General features: G+C 32.9%; 17 protein-coding genes and 1 pseudogene. 10 read left to right on the forward strand and 8 right to left on the reverse strand.

Annotated elements, in window-relative coordinates; all coding sequences use genetic code 11:
- Positions 1 to 197: 197 nt before the first annotated feature.
- The 3 genes from WBQ70_RS05505 (at position 198) to WBQ70_RS05515 (ending at position 1,936) form a co-directional block, all read left to right on the forward strand.
- Positions 198 to 947, forward strand: a complete 750-nt coding sequence (locus WBQ70_RS05505; RefSeq protein WP_423911512.1) for a hypothetical protein — start codon at positions 198 to 200, stop codon at positions 945 to 947.
- 96 nt (positions 948 to 1,043) lie between these two features.
- On the forward strand, positions 1,044 to 1,370 hold the full coding sequence (locus WBQ70_RS05510) for a Sec-independent protein translocase subunit TatA/TatB (protein WP_423911514.1): 327 nt from the start codon (positions 1,044 to 1,046) through the stop codon (positions 1,368 to 1,370).
- Entirely contained in the window at positions 1,370 to 1,936 is a 567-nt protein-coding gene (locus WBQ70_RS05515) for a phosphatase PAP2 family protein (RefSeq protein ID WP_423911516.1), read from the forward strand. Before WBQ70_RS05510 ends, WBQ70_RS05515 begins: the two co-directional genes overlap by 1 nt.
- Before the next feature lie 159 nt (positions 1,937 to 2,095).
- Here the strand turns inward: WBQ70_RS05515 and WBQ70_RS05520 are convergent, their stop codons facing one another.
- Positions 2,096 to 2,737, reverse strand: coding sequence for an O-methyltransferase (locus WBQ70_RS05520; RefSeq protein ID WP_423911518.1), 642 nt, complete (start codon positions 2,735 to 2,737; stop codon positions 2,096 to 2,098).
- Between the two features lie 141 nt (positions 2,738 to 2,878).
- Positions 2,879 to 3,868, reverse strand: a complete 990-nt coding sequence (locus WBQ70_RS05525) for a glycosyltransferase family protein (protein ID WP_423911520.1) — start codon at positions 3,866 to 3,868, stop codon at positions 2,879 to 2,881.
- A 198-nt stretch (positions 3,869 to 4,066) separates the two neighbouring features.
- On the opposite strand from WBQ70_RS05525, the gene WBQ70_RS05530 reads away from it, so the two are divergent.
- Genes WBQ70_RS05530 through WBQ70_RS05550 form a run of 5 tightly spaced genes read left to right on the forward strand, consistent with a single transcriptional unit; the run spans position 4,067 to position 8,315 of the window.
- Positions 4,067 to 4,762, forward strand: a complete 696-nt coding sequence (locus WBQ70_RS05530) for a tetratricopeptide repeat protein (RefSeq protein ID WP_423911521.1) — start codon at positions 4,067 to 4,069, stop codon at positions 4,760 to 4,762.
- Between the two features lie 42 nt (positions 4,763 to 4,804).
- Positions 4,805 to 6,160, forward strand: a complete 1,356-nt coding sequence (locus WBQ70_RS05535; protein ID WP_423911523.1) for a UDP-N-acetylmuramate--L-alanine ligase — start codon at positions 4,805 to 4,807, stop codon at positions 6,158 to 6,160.
- Between the two features lie 19 nt (positions 6,161 to 6,179).
- Positions 6,180 to 6,872, forward strand: coding sequence for a RadC family protein (gene radC / locus WBQ70_RS05540; RefSeq protein ID WP_423911524.1), 693 nt, complete (start codon positions 6,180 to 6,182; stop codon positions 6,870 to 6,872).
- Between the two features lie 8 nt (positions 6,873 to 6,880).
- Positions 6,881 to 7,570, forward strand: coding sequence for a YjjG family noncanonical pyrimidine nucleotidase (locus WBQ70_RS05545; RefSeq protein ID WP_423911526.1), 690 nt, complete (start codon positions 6,881 to 6,883; stop codon positions 7,568 to 7,570).
- A gap of 4 nt (positions 7,571 to 7,574) precedes the next feature.
- Entirely contained in the window at positions 7,575 to 8,315 is a 741-nt protein-coding gene (locus WBQ70_RS05550; RefSeq protein WP_423911528.1) for a hypothetical protein, read from the forward strand.
- Here the strand turns inward: WBQ70_RS05550 and WBQ70_RS05555 are convergent.
- Complete coding sequence (locus tag WBQ70_RS05555; protein ID WP_423911530.1) at positions 8,312 to 9,589, reverse strand: replication-associated recombination protein A; 1,278 nt, start codon at positions 9,587 to 9,589, stop codon at positions 8,312 to 8,314. The genes WBQ70_RS05550 and WBQ70_RS05555 overlap by 4 nt on opposite strands.
- Positions 9,590 to 9,854: 265 nt before the next feature.
- On the opposite strand from WBQ70_RS05555, the gene WBQ70_RS05560 reads away from it, so the two are divergent.
- Positions 9,855 to 10,619 carry a rhomboid family intramembrane serine protease gene (locus WBQ70_RS05560; RefSeq protein ID WP_423911540.1) on the forward strand — a complete coding sequence of 255 codons (765 nt, stop codon included), beginning with the start codon at positions 9,855 to 9,857 and terminating at the stop codon, positions 10,617 to 10,619.
- 79 nt (positions 10,620 to 10,698) lie between these two features.
- Here WBQ70_RS05560 and rlmB read toward each other — a convergent pair whose 3' ends face one another.
- The 5 genes from rlmB to WBQ70_RS05585 form a co-directional block, all read right to left on the reverse strand.
- Positions 10,699 to 11,433, reverse strand: coding sequence for a 23S rRNA (guanosine(2251)-2'-O)-methyltransferase RlmB (rlmB, locus tag WBQ70_RS05565; protein ID WP_423911532.1), 735 nt, complete (start codon positions 11,431 to 11,433; stop codon positions 10,699 to 10,701).
- A gap of 60 nt (positions 11,434 to 11,493) precedes the next feature.
- Positions 11,494 to 12,405, reverse strand: coding sequence for a hypothetical protein (locus WBQ70_RS05570; protein ID WP_423911534.1), 912 nt, complete (start codon positions 12,403 to 12,405; stop codon positions 11,494 to 11,496).
- Between the two features lie 18 nt (positions 12,406 to 12,423).
- Entirely contained in the window at positions 12,424 to 14,124 is a 1,701-nt protein-coding gene (locus WBQ70_RS05575; RefSeq protein ID WP_423911535.1) for a SusD/RagB family nutrient-binding outer membrane lipoprotein, read from the reverse strand.
- Positions 14,125 to 14,134: 10 nt separating this feature from the next.
- Complete coding sequence (locus WBQ70_RS05580) at positions 14,135 to 17,350, reverse strand: SusC/RagA family TonB-linked outer membrane protein (RefSeq protein WP_423911537.1); 3,216 nt, start codon at positions 17,348 to 17,350, stop codon at positions 14,135 to 14,137.
- An 81-nt stretch (positions 17,351 to 17,431) separates the two neighbouring features.
- Positions 17,432 to 19,036 (reverse strand): hypothetical protein, encoded by a 1,605-nt coding sequence (locus WBQ70_RS05585; protein ID WP_423911538.1) that lies wholly within the window; start codon positions 19,034 to 19,036, stop codon positions 17,432 to 17,434.
- 270 nt (positions 19,037 to 19,306) lie between these two features.
- Here WBQ70_RS05585 and WBQ70_RS05590 point away from each other — a divergent pair.
- Positions 19,307 to 19,425 (forward strand): annotated as a pseudogene (locus WBQ70_RS05590) (30S ribosomal protein S12); the annotation flags it as partial.

The raw sequence follows: 19,425 nt of genomic DNA on the forward strand, positions 1-19,425 counted from the left end.
ATCATTAGTTATAAAAACTAATAATATATAAGTGTAGTGTTATTTATAACCTAAGTGTTTGGGCTGTTGTTTAGTTGTGAATTTCTTGATTAAAAGCGAAGTTTCTTCTAGGGTTTTTTACGGTAAAAATCGTAACTTTATGGAATACATGAAATTATAAAAATATACTTTTAAATAAACTTAAAATACAGTCTCAAATGAAAACTAAAATTAGTATCTTATTAATGGTGTTCTTTTGTCAATTTAATTATGCTCAAATTGCAAAAGCCAAACTCATCCAAGGACAAGTTCGAAATGATATAATTCCTGTTGAAAACGTGATTGTTTTTAATACTAAAGATCATACGGCAACTAATGTGAATGTTTATGGGTCTTTTGAAATGATGGCAAGTGTCAATGATACTTTGGTGTTTTCGAGTTTAGTTTTTAAGTCCAAAAGAATTGTTCTTACAGAGGAAGATTTTATTAAACCCAAAATCTTTGTGCCCCTAGAGGTTTTTACCAATGAATTAGCTGAGATTGTCATAAAAGCACGAAAGGATATGAGTCCTATAAATGGAAATACTCAAAGATATGTCGATTTGCAATACTTTGGAGATGAGAAGTCAGCGCTTAAAAATTCAGCAATGACCCCTGATGGTACCATTGATAAAGGAACTGATTTTGTCAGAATTTATAAAGGTATTATAAATACATTGAGAAAAAGAAATCCTGAAAAAACGGACTTCCATAAAGAGACTAGTTTTTCTGATTATGTAATTCATCACGTTGATTACTCGGTTTTGTCAAATAACTTAAAGTTAAAAGATGACGAAATTAAATTGTTTCTTGTTTTCTGCGAGAATGATTCTAAATCAAGAACTTTGATGGGATCTAATTCTGAATTTCAATTATTAGATTTTTTGACAAACAAAAACAAAGAGTTCAAAAAAATAATAACAAATTAAATAGTGCAGGTGTAATTCTTTGAAAGATATTTTATGAAAAAATTAAAAGACAAGGAATCAAAATATAATATCTTTGCAGAATAAAATATAATAATTATGTTTGGTATAGGAGGAGGAGAGTTAATGTTTATCATGTTTATCGTGCTTATGCTTTTTGGTGCTGACAAAGTGCCTGAGATAGCTCGTACAATGGGAAAAGCAATAGCGCAAGTTAAGAATGCAACTAATGATATCAAAAGTGAAATCCAAAAAGGGGTAGATTCAAATGGCTTGGATACGAAGTCTCTTACGGATATGACAGGAAGTATTAATGCTCAAATAAACAAAGCGACCGAAGATATTTTAGGTGATACTGTTACCCATGCCAATAAATTAAAAGAGGATATTGAAGATGTTACAGGTCCTGTAAAACGCCAAATGTAATGCTCGAAAAATTACTCTTACTAGATACAAAACTGTTTCTTTTTCTTAATGGATTAGGGTCTGATAAATATGACGGATTGTGGTTATTTATCACAAAACAAACCAATTGGACACCTGTATTTTTGATTTTTTTATATCTGATATATAAAAAAATTGGAATGAGACAAACGCTTTTTGTGTTGGTTTTTGTAGCTTTAATAGTCACATTGACTGACCAATTTACAAATGTGGTTAAATATGCTGTCGAAAGATTACGACCTTGTAGTAATCCAAATATCAATACCATCATGCGAGTGGTGAAATCAAGTGATACTTTTAGTTTTTTCTCTGGTCATGCTGCAAATAGTATGGCAGTTTGCATGTTTTTGTATAAAATTTTAAAGCCATATTACAAACATACTTATTTGCTTTTTCTATGGCCGTTAGTATTTGCTTATAGTCGTATTTATCTAGGCTTGCATTATCCGTTAGATATTTTATGTGGCTATTTATTCGGACTTTTGTCAGGGTATATCGTATACAGATTCTATAAATTAGCACAAGCTAAATATTTTCCTATTTTGTAGATTTTGGAGCTGTTTCCAGCGCTTCATTACAATCTTACTGCCAAAAATGGTTTTTTCTATACCTCAAAAGGAGCTTCCTCTGGTCGCTCTTTTGAGCCAAGAAAAAAATCCATTTTCAGCAGTAAGGATTTTCATTTCGATCTGGGCTAAGTCGTGAGATTATAAAATGCGACTTACCGTTAGACCATCACGTATCGGTAGTAAGACCGTTTCAACTCTAGGGTCATCTCTTAATAAATTATTGTATTCAACAAGGGTTTTAGTACTGAGATCGTTCGGGTGAATTTCATCAAGAACCTTTCCGCTCCACAATACATTGTCAGATAGTATGATACCTCCTTTGTTCATTTTAGGAACAATCATCTCAAAATAGTTGATATAATTTTCTTTATCAGCATCAATAAAAACCAAATCAAATTTTATAGCTAAAGTAGGAATGACATCCGTAGCTTCCCCCAAATGCTGCACGATTTGCGTACTCCATGGAGATTTGTCAAAATGTTTACGCTGAAAATCAACCAATTCCTCTTTGATGTCAATCGTGTGCAAAATACCATTTTCCTGCATCCCTTCACACAAACATAAAGCAGAATAGCCCGTATACGTTCCAATTTCAAGAATATTAACTGGACGAATCAGTTTAGCCAGCATACTCAAAACACGTCCTTGAAAATGGCCGCTCAACATCCTTGGTAATAATATTTTTTGATAGGTTTCTTTGTTTAAAGCTGCTAATAAAGCAGGTTCTCTCTCTGAATGTTGCTCAATATAATCTTCTAAATCTTGTGAAATGAAATGCATTTTGTCGTTTTTTATTACGGTTTCAAAGGTATAAATTTTAAACACAAAGAGCACAAGGGATGCGCAAAGCTGACTAAGATTTTATGAATTTTTATATTTCTGAAATCAGTGTTCCTTTTTATAGCTATGTCTGAATAAAAATTATCTTTTATAAGTATCAAATAAGTATTCTAATGTTTCAGTAATATTATTTGCACGCATTCTCGGATAGATAATATCTGTATTCAACCAGTTTTCAATAATAGTATTGAAATCATCAGCCACATCATAAATCACAGGGACACCTAGTTTTTTAAGTGCTGCAGCATTGCATTCTTGTTCGTAATGCTTTTTGATAGGAATAGATAAGATTTTTTTGCCTAGATACAAAGCTTCAGCTGGGGTTTCAAATCCACCACCTGTAATGATTCCTTCACACGTAATTAGGCTATTGTTGAACTTTTTTTGATTGACAGGAAAATAAGTGATGTTTTCTATTGTGTGTTCTTGTTGTACCGTGTCCAAAAACCAGTGAAATTGCACGTCAGCTATTGATTTGAACGCTTTTTCTAGACAATCTTTATCAAAGGATGGTAAGTAAACCGTAATGTGTTTTAGATTTGTTGGGGTAGCATTTACAATTTCGTCCTTGATAATGGGCGGATGAATGAAGGAGTCGTAGGCCTCAAAATGCAATCCTATATTTTGAGGAGCGGGAGCATAATTTTTAAAAATAAATTCGCCCATTAAACTCCTTTTTTCAGGTCTTGGAGTATTTCCCGAAATGAAACTTGCTTGATGTCCAAATTGTACCGAATGTACTTTTTGCATTCTGCATGCTAAAGCTGTTACCGAGTCAAAATCGTTGATAACAACATCGTAATTTTTTAGAGGTAAGATATCAGCATCTTTGTAAATTTGACGTGGTTTGATGTTTTTAATGATGTTTGTGTAATCGAGACCTCCACATTTACTGTAATATAAACTACATCCTTTGCTTTTGAATTTTACAGGTAAATTAAAGTCTAGACTAGCATTGTTTCCACTTAAAAAAAAATCTACTTCACCATATTTTTTTAAGTAAGGATATAATTGCGTAGCTCTACTGATGTGTCCGTTGCCAGTGGCTTGGATCGCATAAAATATTTTCATTTGTTTTTTTATAATAGAATGTAAACAAGTTATTATGATACTGTTTAGCTATCTAATTTCATCCGACTAAAGTAGTGGCTATTTGTTAGTGCAATGTTTTTTTAAGTTTTTTTAAATGTTATGATTTGGTGCTGATTTTATGGTTGAGGTTATTTAAAAAATATGGTAATTGCTTAGTTTTTTCCTTATTTTTGAAGAATGAAATATATAGTGATCTTTTTATTTCCCTATTTGTTGCTTGCTCAATCTAGTTTTGAGAAAGCACAAATGCTTTTTGATAATCAAAAATACGAGCAAGCACAGTCAGTATACGAAGCTTTATTAAAAACAAATCCGAATAATTTAAAAATTATTGAAAGATTAGGTGATATTGCTGGAGGTCAAAAGGACTGGGACAAAGCATTGATGTACTATAGTAAATTAAGAGATTTAAAGGCGTCTGTAGCTAATTATCACTATAAATATGGTGGTGCTTTAGGAATGAAAGCACTTGGAGTAAATAAGTTTAAGGCTTTAGGGATGATTTCGGATATCAAAAAATCTTTTGAAAAGGCAATTGAATTAGATGAAAAACATATTGAAGCACGTTGGGCTCTAGTAGAGCTTTATTTAAGATTGCCAAGTTTTGTTGGAGGAAGTGAGGCTAAAGCATTAAAATATTCTAATGAATTGTTAATGATATCACCTGTAGATGGCTATTTATCAAGAGGACGTGTTGAAGAGTATTTCGAACGATATAAAACGGCGGAGGTTTATTATAAAAAAGCAATTTCTGAAGGTGGATCAAAAATAGCCTATCAAAAACTAGCCAATTTGTACAAAAACAAAATGGAAAATCCAGAAAAAGCCAAGTTGATTTTGGAAGAATATGAAAATAAAAAATCAGTTAATTGATTTTAAAGAATCAATGATCTTAAAATAAATGAATAATCATAAATGAAAACACATTTTATTGCCATAGGTGGAAGTGCTATGCACAACCTGGCTTTAGCATTACATAACAAAGGGTCTCAAGTTACAGGAAGTGATGATGCTATTTTTGAACCCTCTAAGTCTCGGTTAGATAAAAAAGGAATCTTACCTGCCGAACTAGGTTGGTTTCCTGAGAAAATAACAGCGGATATTGAAGCTGTAATTCTAGGAATGCATGCTAAAGCGGATAATCCTGAATTGTTAAAAGCACAAGAATTAGGGCTTAAAATTTATTCATATCCTGAATTTTTATACGAACAATCTAAAAATAAAACCCGTGTTGTTATTGGTGGTTCACATGGTAAAACAACTATCACTTCGATGATTTTACATGTAATGCATTATCATAATATTGCCGTGGATTATATGGTAGGAGCACAGTTAGAAGGTTTTGATACCATGGTGCATCTTACAGAAGAAAATGATTTTATAGTTTTAGAAGGTGATGAATATTTATCTTCTCCTATTGATAGAAGACCCAAATTCCATCTTTATCAACCTAATATAGCATTAATTTCAGGAATTGCTTGGGATCATATTAATGTGTTTCCTACCTATGATAATTATGTAGAACAGTTTGAAATTTTTATCAATAAAATTACAAATGGCGGAATTTTAGTGTACAACGAAAATGATTCTGAAGTTAAACGCGTAGCCGAAGCAGCCATCAATCCGATTCGCAAATTAGGATATTCAACTCCTAATTATAAAGTGGAAAATGGAACAACTTTACTGGAAACTCCCGAAGGAGATATGCCTATCGAAGTTTTTGGTGCACATAATTTGAATAATTTGGCTGGAGCCAAATGGATTTGTCAAAATATGGGCGTTGATGAAGCCGAATTTTACGAAGCTATTGCAAGTTTCAAAGGGGCATCAAAACGTTTAGAGAAAATTGCCGAAGGAAAAGGGAAGGTAGCCTACAAAGATTTTGCACACTCACCAAGTAAAGTGGCAGCAACAACCAAAGCTGTCAAAGAACAATATCCTGATAGAACTTTAGTAGCTTGTTTGGAATTACATACTTATAGCAGTTTGAACGCTGAATTCTTGAAAGAATACGAAGGGGCGCTAGAACATGCGGATGTTGCTGTTGTATTCTACTCACCTGATGCAGTGAAAATAAAGCAATTGGAAGAAGTAAGTTACGAGCAAATTGCTGCAGCTTTCAATCGTAAAGATTTAATTATTTACACCAACCCAGCGGAATTCAAAGAGTATTTGTTTGGATTGAATTTTGATAATTCGGCTTTATTGTTAATGAGCTCAGGAAATTACGGTGGATTGAATTTTGATGAAGTAAAAGGCTTGATGCAATAACGAACCGCAATTTTTATATATGGAAAACCATCATTTCCCAATTACGCACTGGTCTGAGGACGATAAACCTCGTGAAAAGTTAATGCACAAAGGTAAAAGTGTTTTGAGTGATGCGGAATTGATTGCCATTTTAATAGGTTCAGGAAGTCGTAATGAGTCGGCGGTGGAGTTGAGTAAACGGATTTTAAAATCGGTTAATGGGAACTTGAATGCGCTAGGGAAACTTTCATTGAAACAATTAATGGAGTTTAAAGGCATTGGCGAAGCCAAAGCAATCAGTATTATTGCTGCCTTAGAACTAGGACGAAGACGCAGAGCTGAGGATGCTATTGAATTAATCAAAGTTACTTCGAGTAAATTAGTTTTTGAAGTCATGCAACCCATTATTGGGGAATTGCCTCATGAGGAATTTTGGATTTTGTATCTCAATAATTCGAATAAAATTATAGCTAAACGGCAGTTGAGTATTGGAGGAATAACAGGAACTTTAGTAGATGTGCGGTTGGTTTTTAAAAATGCACTGGAGTTGGGAGCAGTAGCTCTAATTTTATGTCACAATCATCCATCGGGAACCTTAAAACCCAGTGATGCCGATTTACAGATTACGAGAAAATTAAAATCAGCTGGCGAAAGTTTAGAAATAAAAGTCTTAGATCATTTGATAGTCACTGAGAATAGTTATTTTAGTTTTGCTGATGAAGGAATATTTTAAAAGGAAAGATGAAAGGGAATATAATAAAAGATGTTTTTTTTGATTTAGATCATACGCTTTGGGATTTTGATAAAAATTCAGCATTGGCATTTGGATGTATTTTTGACGAAAGTCATCCTTCCATTGCTATTGGTAATTTTATTGAGGCTTATATCCCAATTAATCAATCTTGTTGGAAATTGTTTCAATACAATAAAATAACCCATGAGGAATTGCGTTATAACCGTTTGAAGCATTCGTTTGATGCTTTGGGTTATTCTATTTCGGATGTGGAAATCAACCGAATTTCAGATCAGTACATTGATATATTACCTGAGAATAATCATCTTTTTGATGGTGCTTTTGAAATTTTGGATTATTTAAAATCTAAATATAAACTTCATATTATTACCAATGGTTTTGCTGAAGTACAATATAAGAAAATGAATAATGCTAAGTTAACTCCTTATTTTACAACCATAACCAATTCGGAAATGGCAGGGGTAAAAAAACCAAATCCCATGATTTTTGAATACGCTTTGGATTTGGCGAAAGCCAATAAAGAATCGAGTATAATGATTGGAGATTCACTAGATGCTGATGTTCAAGGGGCATTAGATGTAGGTTTAGATGCAATTCTCTTCAATGAAAATAAAAGTGATACCTTTACGAATATTAAACAAATTAACCATTTATTAGAACTTAAGAAATACTTGTAATGTCATGAAAACAAAATTAATTTTACTTTTCTTTATACTATCAAATGCTATTTTTGCTCAATCCGTAAATGATTATGTAGCAGTTATCGTTCCTACAAAATTTGATTTTATGCATTCTGAAAATGAATACAGAATGGCCACTATTACCAAATTCAATCTTGAAAAAGCTGGTTTTAAAGCGATGTATTCCAATAAAGATTTCTCGGCAGATTTCCCTAATCGTTGTAGCTTGTTGAATGTCGATTTAGTTAAAGACTCAGGTTTTTTGATAACCAAATTATATCTTGAATTCAAAGATTGCTATGGTAAAGTAGTGTACAAATCTGAAGTAGGAAAAAGTAAAGAAAAAGACTTTGGAACAGCCTATAAAGAAGCACTAGAAGATGCATTTCAATCGGTTTTTAAATTAGAATACAAATACAATGGTAAAATTGCTGCAAATTCTACGGCAGAAACAAATAAAGTAGAAGCCATTGCTGTTTCGCAACCAAGTGAGCCAGTATCTTCTGTTGTTAATAATCCTAATCAGGACATATTATATGCTCAGGTTACAGAAACTGGTTTTCAATTGATTGATAAAACACCAAAAGTAGTAATGAAATTAATGAAAACAGGAACCCCTAATTCATTTATTGCATTTAAAGGGGATATTCAAGGGGTTTTGAATTTAAAAAATAATCAATGGGTTTTTGATTCCTATCAAAATGGAGTTTTAGTTTCTGAAGTAATTGCAGTTAAATTCTAATACCCATATTTATCTTTCCAACGGTTTTTTAAAAATTCTCGAGTTGTATTTTCTCGGGAATTTTGACCTGGATTGTATAAAACTGTTTCTGATAATTCCGTTGGTAAATATTCTTGCGTCTCAAAATTATTAGCATAATCATGTGAATATTTATAATCGTCACCATAACCCAATTCCTTCATCAATTTGGTTGGTGCGTTGCGCAAATGAATTGGAACGGATAAGTCTCCTGTTTGTTTTACTAATTGTTGCGCATGGTTGATTGCCATATAACTCGCATTACTCTTAGGCGAAGTAGCTAAGTAAATAGCACATTGACTTAATAAAATTCGGCTTTCAGGATAGCCTATTGTAGTTACTGCTTGAAAGGTGTTGTTGGCCATGATTAGAGCCGTAGGATTGGCATTCCCAATATCTTCACTTGATAAGATAAGCATGCGTCGGGCAATAAATTTCACATCTTCGCCACCTTCAATCATACGAGCCAACCAATAGACAGCGCCATTTGGGTCGCTTCCTCGTATGGATTTGATAAATGCAGATACAATATCGTAATGTTGTTCGCCACTTTTGTCATACAAAACGGTATTTTGCTGTACTAATTCTAAAACTCTGTTATTGGTAATTACAATTTCGTCTCCTGCTGAGGCATTTATGACTAATTCAAAAATATTTAATAGTTTGCGTCCATCACCGCCCGAAAGTCGCATCAAAGCCTCTGTTTCTGCTAATTGGATATTTTTAGTCTGTAAATACGTATCCGTTTTAAGAGCGCGTAACAATAGAGCATTCAAATCTTCTTTGGTAAACGGATTTAAAATATACACCTGACAACGAGATAATAAAGCGGGAATAACCTCAAAACTCGGATTCTCGGTTGTAGCACCAATTAAAGTAATCCACCCTTTTTCAACCGCTGCCAATAATGAATCTTGTTGCGATTTACTAAAACGATGAATCTCATCGATAAACAAAATGGGATTTTTAGTGGTAAAAAGACCGCCACTTTGTTTTGCTTTATCAATTACTTCCCGGATATCCTTCACGCCAGAATTAATCGCACTCAGTACATAAAAAGGACGTTTCGATTCCTGAGCAATAATTTGTGCCAAAGTTGTTTTTCCAGTTCCAGGAGGCCCCCATAATAATAAGGACGGGATAATTCCTTTGGCAATTTGTTGTGTTAACGAACCGTTAGATCCCACTAAGTGTGCCTGGCTTATATAATCTTCTAAAGTTTGTGGACGAATACGTTCTGCTAATGGTGCTTCCATTTATTTTTAAATCAAAAATCGTTTATTCAAAATCAAAATATTTTGTAAAATTAAGCATTTTATATTTTAGGAGCTATTCCAGCTCTCCACTATATCTTTTGTGTTTGCTAAGACAAACACAAAAGGATGCCGTTTCGATATGGGCTAAAAACAGATGCGTTACAATAAAATCATTTTTCATATTGGTATTTCTTTTAATCCTGACAAAATAGCATTATATTGGTTTTGGAATCCTATTTGCTTTCCTACTTATTTAAAAAAAAACATGGATAAAAATTTCAAATACTCCACAGCTGTACTTGCGTTGCCACTTTTTTTCGTGCTTCTTTTGTGGATTATATATTGGTTGGAAATTCGCTATGATTTTGATTTTATCGAAAACGGAATCTATCCAAGAACTTTTTCAGGACTGCAAGGGGTAATTTTTAGTCCGTTCATTCATGCTGATTTGAGTCATTTGTATAATAATTCATTGCCTTTATTGGTGTTGCTGGCGGCACTTCAGTTTTTTTATGCAAAACTTTCTCCCTCGGTTTTAATTTATGGTGTTTTGCTATCAGGAATCGGAACATGGTTGATCGGGAGACCAAGCTATCATGTAGGGGCTAGTGGATTGATTTATGTTTTGTTTAGCTTTATTTTTTTTAAAGGTGTTTTTACAAAATACTACCGACTTGTTGCCTTGTCACTGACTGTGATTGTCGTTTACGGCGGAATGGTTTGGTATGTTTTTCCAAAAGTAGATGAAGTGATTTCGTGGGAAGGACATTTGGCTGGTTTTATTTCAGGTTTAATTTTAGCAATTGTCAATAAAACACCCGAGTATGAATATCAAAAAGTGATAAAATACGACTGGGAACAGCCAGATTATGATGTCTCAAAAGATAAGTTTATGCAACGTTTTGATGCCAATGGCAATTTTGTTAATCTTCCTATTCCAGAACCCGAAGAAAATTATTTTTATTCTGATTGGAATGTGAGCTACGAAATCATCGTAACCGAAAAAAACGAATCAGAACCGGAGTCCTAATTCGTTTTCTCTATTGTTATTTCAATCTAAACGGCTATTTATTAAAATCCTAATTCCAAAAAATCCCAATTCCTAAATTTTAATTTCGTTGTCTTACGGCCTCATATAAAAAAGCACCACAAGCAACTGATACATTCAAAGAACCGATAGTTCCGAACATAGGTAATTTAGCTTTTTCATCAACTATTTTAAGAACTGACGGATTTACTCCACGATCTTCTGATCCCATGATGATCGCTACACCTTCTTTTAGCGAAACATCATAAATATTTTGGTCTGTTTTTTCAGTAGCGGCTACGGTTTTGATGCCACTGGCTTGCAACAAGAAAATAGCGTCTTTTATATGCTCTACTTTACAAATAGGAATATTAAATACAGCACCAGCTGATGTTTTAACGGTGTCTCCATTTACAGGAGCTGAACCTGACTTTTGAACAATGATTCCATTGACACCAGTACATTCTGCAGTACGGATAATGGCACCAAAGTTACGGGCATCTGATATTTGATCCAAGATTAAAAACAAAGGTGCTTTTCCGTTTTCAACAACCGTTTCAATCAATGTTTCTAAATCAAAAAACGAAATAGGAGAGATGCTAGCTACTGCACCTTGATGATTGTTAGGCGTTAATCGATTTAATTTTTCAACGGGAACATAGGAAAAATTAATGTTGCCACGTTTCATCACTTTCATTAAGTCTTTCATCAATTCGCCACTGGCTTCTTTCTGAATATATACTTTATCAACTGTTGCACCAGCTTGAATCGCTTCGATTATCGCTCTAATCCCAAAAATTTGATGTTCTTTTTCCATGGTGCAAATATATAAAAAAACCATCCGTTTTAGGATGGTTTTTTGGTTATGATAATTTATTTATAATTTTAAACTCGGCCAACTAGTTCCGTCAGTTCTTTTTAAGGTAGTGTCCCCATATTCTCCATAATCATTTTCCCAATGAAAAGACATCTTGTTACCATTAATAGTCAAATTAGTAAGAAGAAAAATATCACCCCATTTGTCCGTTCCTGTTAATGATAGAGTATTACAAATGTCTACAAGTTTTACTCCTTTTGCTTCTCCTTCACTAGGGCCATAAAGTAATGCCCATCCGCCAAAAGTAATGTCTGAGATAGTGTAAATTCCACCCCCTTGGTCTTCAAAAGTTACATTTCCAGTACGTATTTCATCAGTAAAATACCCACCCTGCTCACCAGCGTTAGTGGTACTGTATTCGTAAGTGCCCCCTAAAGATGATGGACAGGATACATTGTATATTTGATAATTTTTGTAAGTATTGCTGTTTTCAATTTTAGGAGAAAAATTACTACTTCCATCATCATTTAATAAATTTAGTTTTCTTCCATCTTTAAGTGTTATTTCTGCACTAATGGCAAGTTTATCACCAATTTGTAAATCGCTAGAATTATTTATATCTTTAAAAGCATCAATAATCTCTTTTTGAGTAATATTTATTGAATACGGAAGGTTTTTAATTTCTGTTATGAATTTTCCTTTTAGTGTAGTTCCATCTTTTTTTATGTAGATCCCTATGACATCAATTGAAGCAATATCTCCTAGGGCAAGGTCTATTGAAACGCCTAGGTTAATATTTTCATTGTTTTCAATTGATACTAAGTTGATGAAAGCATCAGTTGAAGGCAACTTTTGAATATTGATAACAGCACCATATTGTGTTGCTATTTTAGAATCACCTCCATCATTCTCACAAGATAGAGTTAGCAGGATAAATGCTAATAAAGCGAATGTTTTATATATGTTTTTCATAGTCTTTATTTCAATTTATTAGTTGTCCCAAAATATTTTATAGCTACCAGGTGTTTTTTGAGTGGGTGCTTTTTTATTCGAGTTTAATTCACTTAAAGGCCAGTATAAAGACAATTGGTAAGGGTTTTGTAAGGTAGTCTCAAAATCATTAATTGGAAAACCATTCCCATTGTCCAGTTGGTACTCTTTACTAGTGCTATTTGGATTTGCCAAAACTGGAAAACCGGTTCTTCTATAATCACTATATTGATCAGTAGGATCACCAAAAGTGGCTACCCATTTTTGAGTCATTATAATTTCAAGTTTCTTATTCTTATCTGCAGCATTGTTGAATTCATTTGTAATATTAATTAAGAAAGTGTCAACTTCAGGAGAACCAATTAACTTAGGGATGGTTTGAGTGGATTTATTTAAAGAAACCACCTGATCGACTTTTGCAAAACTAGCTTTTACAGCTTTGCTGAGTGCATCGGAAGTATTTCCTGATATTTTTTCTTCTAGTATCAACTCGGCTTGAATGTATAAAAACTCATCATAAGTTAGTATTCGGTGGGGAGCAATACCTGTTGCCGAAGTAATTTTTACAACACCACCTTGTCCATCATCATATCTTCCTCCGCAAGGAAAAACCCCAGGATAGGTATACGATTTTTCTGTGCTAAAATCTTTCCAAGGACCTTGACTGCCAAAACGAATACTAAAGAAACCAGTATCACTATCCCAATAATCTGCTTTTGGATTTCCAGTAATAGGGTCTCCTAATTCTGTTGGCAAAACTCCCGGTTTTAATTGGTTGAAGAAATAATAACTTAATCGGGGATCTTTATTATTTTTATGGATAGTAGGATTCATGCCCATCATAATTTCATAGAACCAAGGGCTGATGTATGTTGAGAACTGGGTTGCGTTATAAGACTCTAGAAACAATCTATTTCTTTCGTCGGTAGGGGTTGTATTTGCTGTTTGTGTAAACTGAAAATCATCCTCCATCGAATTGAAAAAATTATTTTCAGATAACAAAGCATCAAAATCGGTTTGATTGAATAAAGGAGTTAAACGGATTTGATTGTATAATTTTAGTTTAAATGTATTTGCAAATCGAATCCATTTTTCAGTCTTACCACCATAAATCAAATCGTCTAATTTTGGTTTTAGTCCTTTATTTGTTTTGATATTTGTTTTACCTAGTTCGATTAATTGAAGAATTGTAGCGTATATTTCTTTTTGGTCATCAAATTTTGGAGTGATGATACCGTCTTTCAATTGTATAGCTTCACTATAAGGAATATCTCCCCATAAATCAACCGCTATTGACATTAAATAGGCTTTTTCAAGTTGAGCAATCCCTACATATATAAAGTCATTAGATTCTTTCCCTTGTTTGATGAGTGTTTCTAAGTCGGTAAAAGTTAGGTATATATTATTCCAGTCATTTGCTACTACAGGATTGTTTTGTTTTGTGCCATATTGATCTTCTTCGTTTCTGGAAGTCATTTGATGTGTGTAAACAGCTAAAATATCTCCTGAGTTTTTTTGAAAGTTCGTTACTTCATTTAAGTTTGTTTGAGTATTTGTTAGTAGGTAGTTTAACGGTGCTATCGTGGGATTGTCTTTGTCAGTATCAACATCGAGGTAGTCGTTGCAGCTGATAAGTACTATTGATGATAATAATAAAATCAATATAGATTTGTTATTTATTATGGTGTTTATGAGTTTCATGCTGTTTTGTTTAGAAAGTTACATTAATCTTGAATCCAAATCTTCGAGAAGTTGGTGCTGATGTGATTTCAATTCCTTGCAGTTTTGCTGATCCGAAACTTGCAATTTCAGGGTCAAAATTGGTGTATTTCGGAACATTTGGAGCAAAATACCATAAGTTACTCCCGATAATACTGAAGCTTATTTTTCCAAATGCTGATTGTTTTAATAATTTTGAAGGTAGATCATAAGTAAGGCTAGCTTCTCTTAAACGATATACGGTTCCGTCATATATGCTTGCTTCATCAACACTATTAAGTCCAAAGGTATTTCCGTTTGTTGAAGGTGAAAAATACAAATCATTTGTTGTTATTTGTGTGGTATTAGAAATTTTTTGTCCGTTACCATCTGTCATCACTGTGCCATCACTGTTTCCATAATAGCCTGGAATAATATAAGTGTGTTCTCTATCTTCAGTGTCTTTGGTAACTCCTCTGCCTAATAAACTTTCGATAGTTCCAGATTTGAAATCACCTCCTTTTTTCCAGTCAAATTGAGTTCTTAGGGAAAAACCTTTATATGTAAAAGTATTGATGAAACTCATTTTAAAATCTGCATTTGGGTTTCCAATAATTCCAGCTTGTGTATCAGCTAAAATTCCTCCTGATGAAGGGTCAATTAAATAATTACCTTCATTGTCTCTTGCAAATTTAGTTCCATAAAAAACGCCGTAAGGTTGTCCTTTTATGATATATCCTACTTGAGGAATATACGTTTCGTCTTTAGCATTTTGATTGTAAGTTGTGATTTCAGTTCTTTCGAAACCTTCAGCAATTTCAACTACTTCGTTTTTGTTTTTAGTAAAAGTGGTAAATAAAGACCAGCTGAAATTTGAAGTTTTAATTGGCACAAGAGTTAATCCTATTTCTATTCCTTTGTTTTTCATTTCGCCAATGTTAGTATTATAAACGGCGTATCCTGTTGAAGTAGGTGTGCTAATGGATGTAATAAGATTGGTGGTCTTTTTACTGTATAAACTTAGGTCTAATGCAATGCGCCTATTGAATAGTTCTATTTCTGTTCCAATTTCATATTCGTGTGTAAACTCTGGTTTGATATTTGGATTAGATAGAGTAGTGCGATTTCCTACTGAAGGATTGTTGTTGTAGGAATTGTTTAATTTATAAGTATTATTTAAAAATTCTGCTGAGGCATCATTTCCTACTTTTGCATAACTAGCTCTCAATTTAGCAAATGTCAAAATATCACTTTCAATATGGAATGCTTCGGTAATAATTAATGACGAATTAATTGATGAATAGAAATAGGAATTGTTATCTATAGGTAGTGAAGAGGAATAATCGTTTCTTCCAGCTGCATTAAGAAATAAGTAGTCTTTGTACGATATTGTGATATCAGCAAATAGACCTACGTTGCGATAACGGTCTCCTTTGTCTACTAAATTAGAGATATTTTTAAAGTTTCTTAATGTAAATAATTCAGGTATAATAATATCTCTACCTGAAAATGCAATTCTAGAAGTATTTGTTTGCAAAATATTATTTCCTAATATGGTAGTTAGTCCAAGGTTGTCAGTAAGTTTATAGTTGATGTTAAATAATAAGGTGGATTCAATATCTTCATTAGTAAATTGATCGTTTACTAAAAATCCAACACCGCTATAGGCAATTGAGTTTTTGTCTCTTATTTCATTTCGTTCTAAAGTATACCTGTTGAAGCCAAATCGATAGGAACTAGAAAAATGATTGCTAAATGTGTAATCTAAATTAATCCCTGCAACGGTTCTATTTGTCTTAGATGTGATTTTGTCATGTTCCCAAGACCATAAAGGGTGGTCAAATTGTCTTCCAATTGGTGTAACAGATCCTCCTGTTGTTGGGTTTTCATAAGGTAAATTCAAATCCCAGTTTCTAGCCATGAACAGTGTTCTAGCAAAAGATGAAGAAGCTGATTCGTCAGCTGAATAAGGATTTCCAAAAAACGGACTATTTTGAGTAGTCTTTGAATAGCTCATGTTAGCTCCCATGGTAAGCTTGTTTCCTATTTTGAAATTCCCTCCCATGGCGATGGATGTTCTGTCGTATACGTTAAATGGTATATAGCTGTTTTGATTTAAATTGGAAATAGTGGTATTGAAGTTTCCATCTTTACCAGAGTAATTAAATCCTATTGAGTTATCATAAACGACTCCTGTTTTAAATAAGTCTTTAACGTTGTTGGGTTTTGCAACATACGGAATAGTCGAACCTAATTCAGGCGCAATTGCAAGTACATCTGACCAAGTAGGAATTGTCCCGTCATTATTTAGTCCATAAATGCTCCCTGATTTTCCAAATGCAGGTCCCCAAGAGCCATTTGCAGCAGCGTCGTATCTAAAGCTTGTGCCAGCTCCGTATTTGTTTTGATATTCGGGTAAGTTGCCTATGTTATCAGTGTAAAATCCAGAAGTTATATTTACATTGAGCTTATTGTTTGTTTTTCCATCTGTAGCTCCTGTTTTTGTTGTGATGATAACCACTCCATTCACAGCTCTTGAACCGTATAAAGCAGAGGCTGCTGCGCTTTTAAGTATGTTTATGGAGGAAATATTGTTTGGGTCTAAACTGGATATAGCCGATTCGTAATCTCCACCACTATTAGTCTGGTTTGATGTAGCAATTGATGTATTGTTGTAGCGTATTCCATCAACAATAAATAAAGGTTGAGTTTCTTTAGTGAAAGAGTTAACTCCTCTAATGGTGATTTGGTTCGCGGCTCCAGCTACTCCAGAAGAAATGTTTATGTTTACTCCAGCCACTTTTCCATTCATAGAACGTAATAAATCAGGTTCAGAGTTCTCGGTTATATCAGTTGGTTTTATTGAGCTAACGGCGTATCCTAATTCTTTAGATTTTCTTTTTATACCTAGAGCGGTTACGGATTCTAGTTCGATAGCGTCTCCAATTAGCACTACAGAGAGATTTGTAGTCGTAGTTTTTAACTCTTGGGATTTCATTCCAATAAAACTAAAAACTAAAGTTTGACTTGGGGCTGCTTTGATAGTGAATTTACCATCGAGATTTGTTTGTGTCCTTACTTGAGTCTTTTTATTTAAAACACTTACATTCGGTATAGGAAGTCCAGTTTCGTCAAGTGTGATTCCTGTAATTATTCTCTCTTGTGCAAAAGTATATTGCATTATAAACAAAAGAGAGACTATAAGGACTCTAGTTAGTTTTATTTTCATTTTAAAAAATTTTGAATTAGTGGTTCAAAATTCTTAATAATTTGTTAACTTTCCTAATATGTGCTCTGTTTTTTAGACTTTTTAAAACTTAATATTAAAATTAATACTAATTATAGTATTGTTGAATTCTGTTTTCTGATTTTTATCAATTCCGTTGGCAAAGGCAATTTTTAACAATCCGTTTTTTGTTTGTAATCCAATACCTATACCGATTCCAGTAAGGTTTTCGGTTTTATTTGGTATAGAAAAGGGGTCTTTGTAGATGCAGTAATCAAAAATAGAGTGAAGATACAAGTTAGGGGAAGCTATAAATCGGTACTCAGTCATAATTGAGCTCATGTATTGTGCTTGTAAACTATTTTCAGAAAATCCTCTAATGGAATTGATTCCTCCAAAACGGTATAATTCATTGATTAAATAATTATCACTTTTTAAATAAAAATTTTGGGTCAATATATTAAAGAAATTTTTTTTATTGATTTCAATTGTATGTGAAGCTTTTAAGTCAATGTAATATTGATTATTGGATTCAGTAGTCAGTGCCGTGTTGTTGTTTCTTTTTCCAAAGCCCGTTGTTAATGACACCTTGCTTTTGTCAGGAAATAACGGAATATCGTAATCATATTTGCTGTATTCTATATTTGAAGTTAAGAATGAATTGTCGTAGTCTTGGATGCTGCTACTGTTCGTGTTTTGAATATCACTTGATTCTGTAGATTGGTAGCCAAAGTAAATACGAGTATTGTAATTAATGAGGTAGCCAACATCGAATGATGTCTTAGTGTTTTGAAAAATACTATCTTGTTTGAATATGTTTATTTGGGCTTTTATTCCAATATTAGTATTGAAAATATATGGGATCTCAAGATTTGTTCTGAAGGTTGTTTGGTCATTCCCAGTGCTTTTCCAGTATAGTGATAATTGTTCTCCTGCTTTTAGTGTGTTTTCGAGTGTTAAGTCAAGATAGCCGTTGAAAACAACTTTGTTGTTATCGTTGGTGTTGAATCCGATAAATCCATCAAAATTATTAGACCTTCTTTTTTCTATATAGACATATACTTTGGTGCTGTCTTTTAGAAGTAATGTTTCGGGATATTTGATTTGATTTATGAATCGGAACTTTTGAATATCTGTATAAATTTTTTGTACTGTGTTTTTGTTAAAGATTTGTTTTTTGTATTTTGTGTTGAGTTGTTTAAGATGTCCTTTTGGTAATACTGGTGTTTTGTTTTCGATTGCGTATTTTGCTACAATTGAATTTATAATGCGTACTTTATCTGAAGTGAAATCAAGTTCAGCATAAATCTTGTTTCCAGTATTTCTGATATTGACTAATTGTAATTTCGTTAAGGCGTATCCTTTTTGTTCTGCTTTTTTTAAGGTTTGACTTAGAAAACTTTCTACTTCTACATAAGGAATGATTAAGCTGTCTTTTTTTGTTAAAGTAACAAAGCTACTTAATGTCGAATTCTCATTTATATATAGATGTATTGATTTTATTTGTTTTCCAATCGAAAATGATCCAATATAAGTAGTGTCGTTTTTCTTTTTTAAATCAATGATTTCATTTTCTATATATCCAATTTGAGATAGTTTTTCTGAAATACTATTCACTTCATCCTTAACGGATTTTGCATTTGAGTGTTTTGGTTCGTAGCCTAAAGAGTCAATTATTCTTTTTTCCATTGTGGTATTTCCATTTAAAACTAAATGAAAATTTTGGCAAGATGCTGAAAAAGCACAACCAATTAAAAAAAAGAAAGTAAGTAACTGTTTCAAAAAGAATATTTTTTATAAAAGTAATGCAAATATCATCTGTTTGTCAATAAAATCAAAAGATGAAATAATCTTGTTGAAAATTAATGGATTAACGTTTGTAGAGTTAAAAATAATTTATACATTTGCAACCCCGTAAAAAGCGGGAAGTAAATTACATAATAATTTTTAGTATTAATTATGCCAACAATTCAACAATTAGTAAGAACAGGAAGAACTCAGATAACTAAGAAGAGTAAATCGGTTGCTTTAGATTCTTGTCCTCAAAGAAGAGGGGTTTGTACGCGTGTTTACACTAC

This window comes from Flavobacterium sp., from assembly GCF_049590715.1.
Lineage (GTDB): Bacteria > Bacteroidota > Bacteroidia > Flavobacteriales > Flavobacteriaceae > Flavobacterium.

Coding starts and splice junctions, on each gene's coding strand:
- WBQ70_RS05505 (WP_423911512.1), top strand. CDS start 198: ATGAAAACTAAAATTAGTATCTTATTAATGGTGTTCTTTTGTCAATTT.
- WBQ70_RS05510 (WP_423911514.1), top strand. CDS start 1,044: ATGTTTGGTATAGGAGGAGGAGAGTTAATGTTTATCATGTTTATCGTG.
- WBQ70_RS05515 (WP_423911516.1), top strand. CDS start 1,370: ATGCTCGAAAAATTACTCTTACTAGATACAAAACTGTTTCTTTTTCTT.
- WBQ70_RS05520 (WP_423911518.1), bottom strand. CDS start 2,737: ATGCATTTCATTTCACAAGATTTAGAAGATTATATTGAGCAACATTCA.
- WBQ70_RS05525 (WP_423911520.1), bottom strand. CDS start 3,868: ATGAAAATATTTTATGCGATCCAAGCCACTGGCAACGGACACATCAGT.
- WBQ70_RS05530 (WP_423911521.1), top strand. CDS start 4,067: ATGAAATATATAGTGATCTTTTTATTTCCCTATTTGTTGCTTGCTCAA.
- WBQ70_RS05535 (WP_423911523.1), top strand. CDS start 4,805: ATGAAAACACATTTTATTGCCATAGGTGGAAGTGCTATGCACAACCTG.
- radC (WP_423911524.1), top strand. CDS start 6,180: ATGGAAAACCATCATTTCCCAATTACGCACTGGTCTGAGGACGATAAA.
- WBQ70_RS05545 (WP_423911526.1), top strand. CDS start 6,881: ATGAAAGGGAATATAATAAAAGATGTTTTTTTTGATTTAGATCATACG.
- WBQ70_RS05550 (WP_423911528.1), top strand. CDS start 7,575: ATGAAAACAAAATTAATTTTACTTTTCTTTATACTATCAAATGCTATT.
- WBQ70_RS05555 (WP_423911530.1), bottom strand. CDS start 9,589: ATGGAAGCACCATTAGCAGAACGTATTCGTCCACAAACTTTAGAAGAT.
- WBQ70_RS05560 (WP_423911540.1), top strand. CDS start 9,855: ATGGATAAAAATTTCAAATACTCCACAGCTGTACTTGCGTTGCCACTT.
- rlmB (WP_423911532.1), bottom strand. CDS start 11,433: ATGGAAAAAGAACATCAAATTTTTGGGATTAGAGCGATAATCGAAGCG.
- WBQ70_RS05570 (WP_423911534.1), bottom strand. CDS start 12,405: ATGAAAAACATATATAAAACATTCGCTTTATTAGCATTTATCCTGCTA.
- WBQ70_RS05575 (WP_423911535.1), bottom strand. CDS start 14,124: ATGAAACTCATAAACACCATAATAAATAACAAATCTATATTGATTTTA.
- WBQ70_RS05580 (WP_423911537.1), bottom strand. CDS start 17,350: ATGAAAATAAAACTAACTAGAGTCCTTATAGTCTCTCTTTTGTTTATA.
- WBQ70_RS05585 (WP_423911538.1), bottom strand. CDS start 19,036: ATGGAAAAAAGAATAATTGACTCTTTAGGCTACGAACCAAAACACTCA.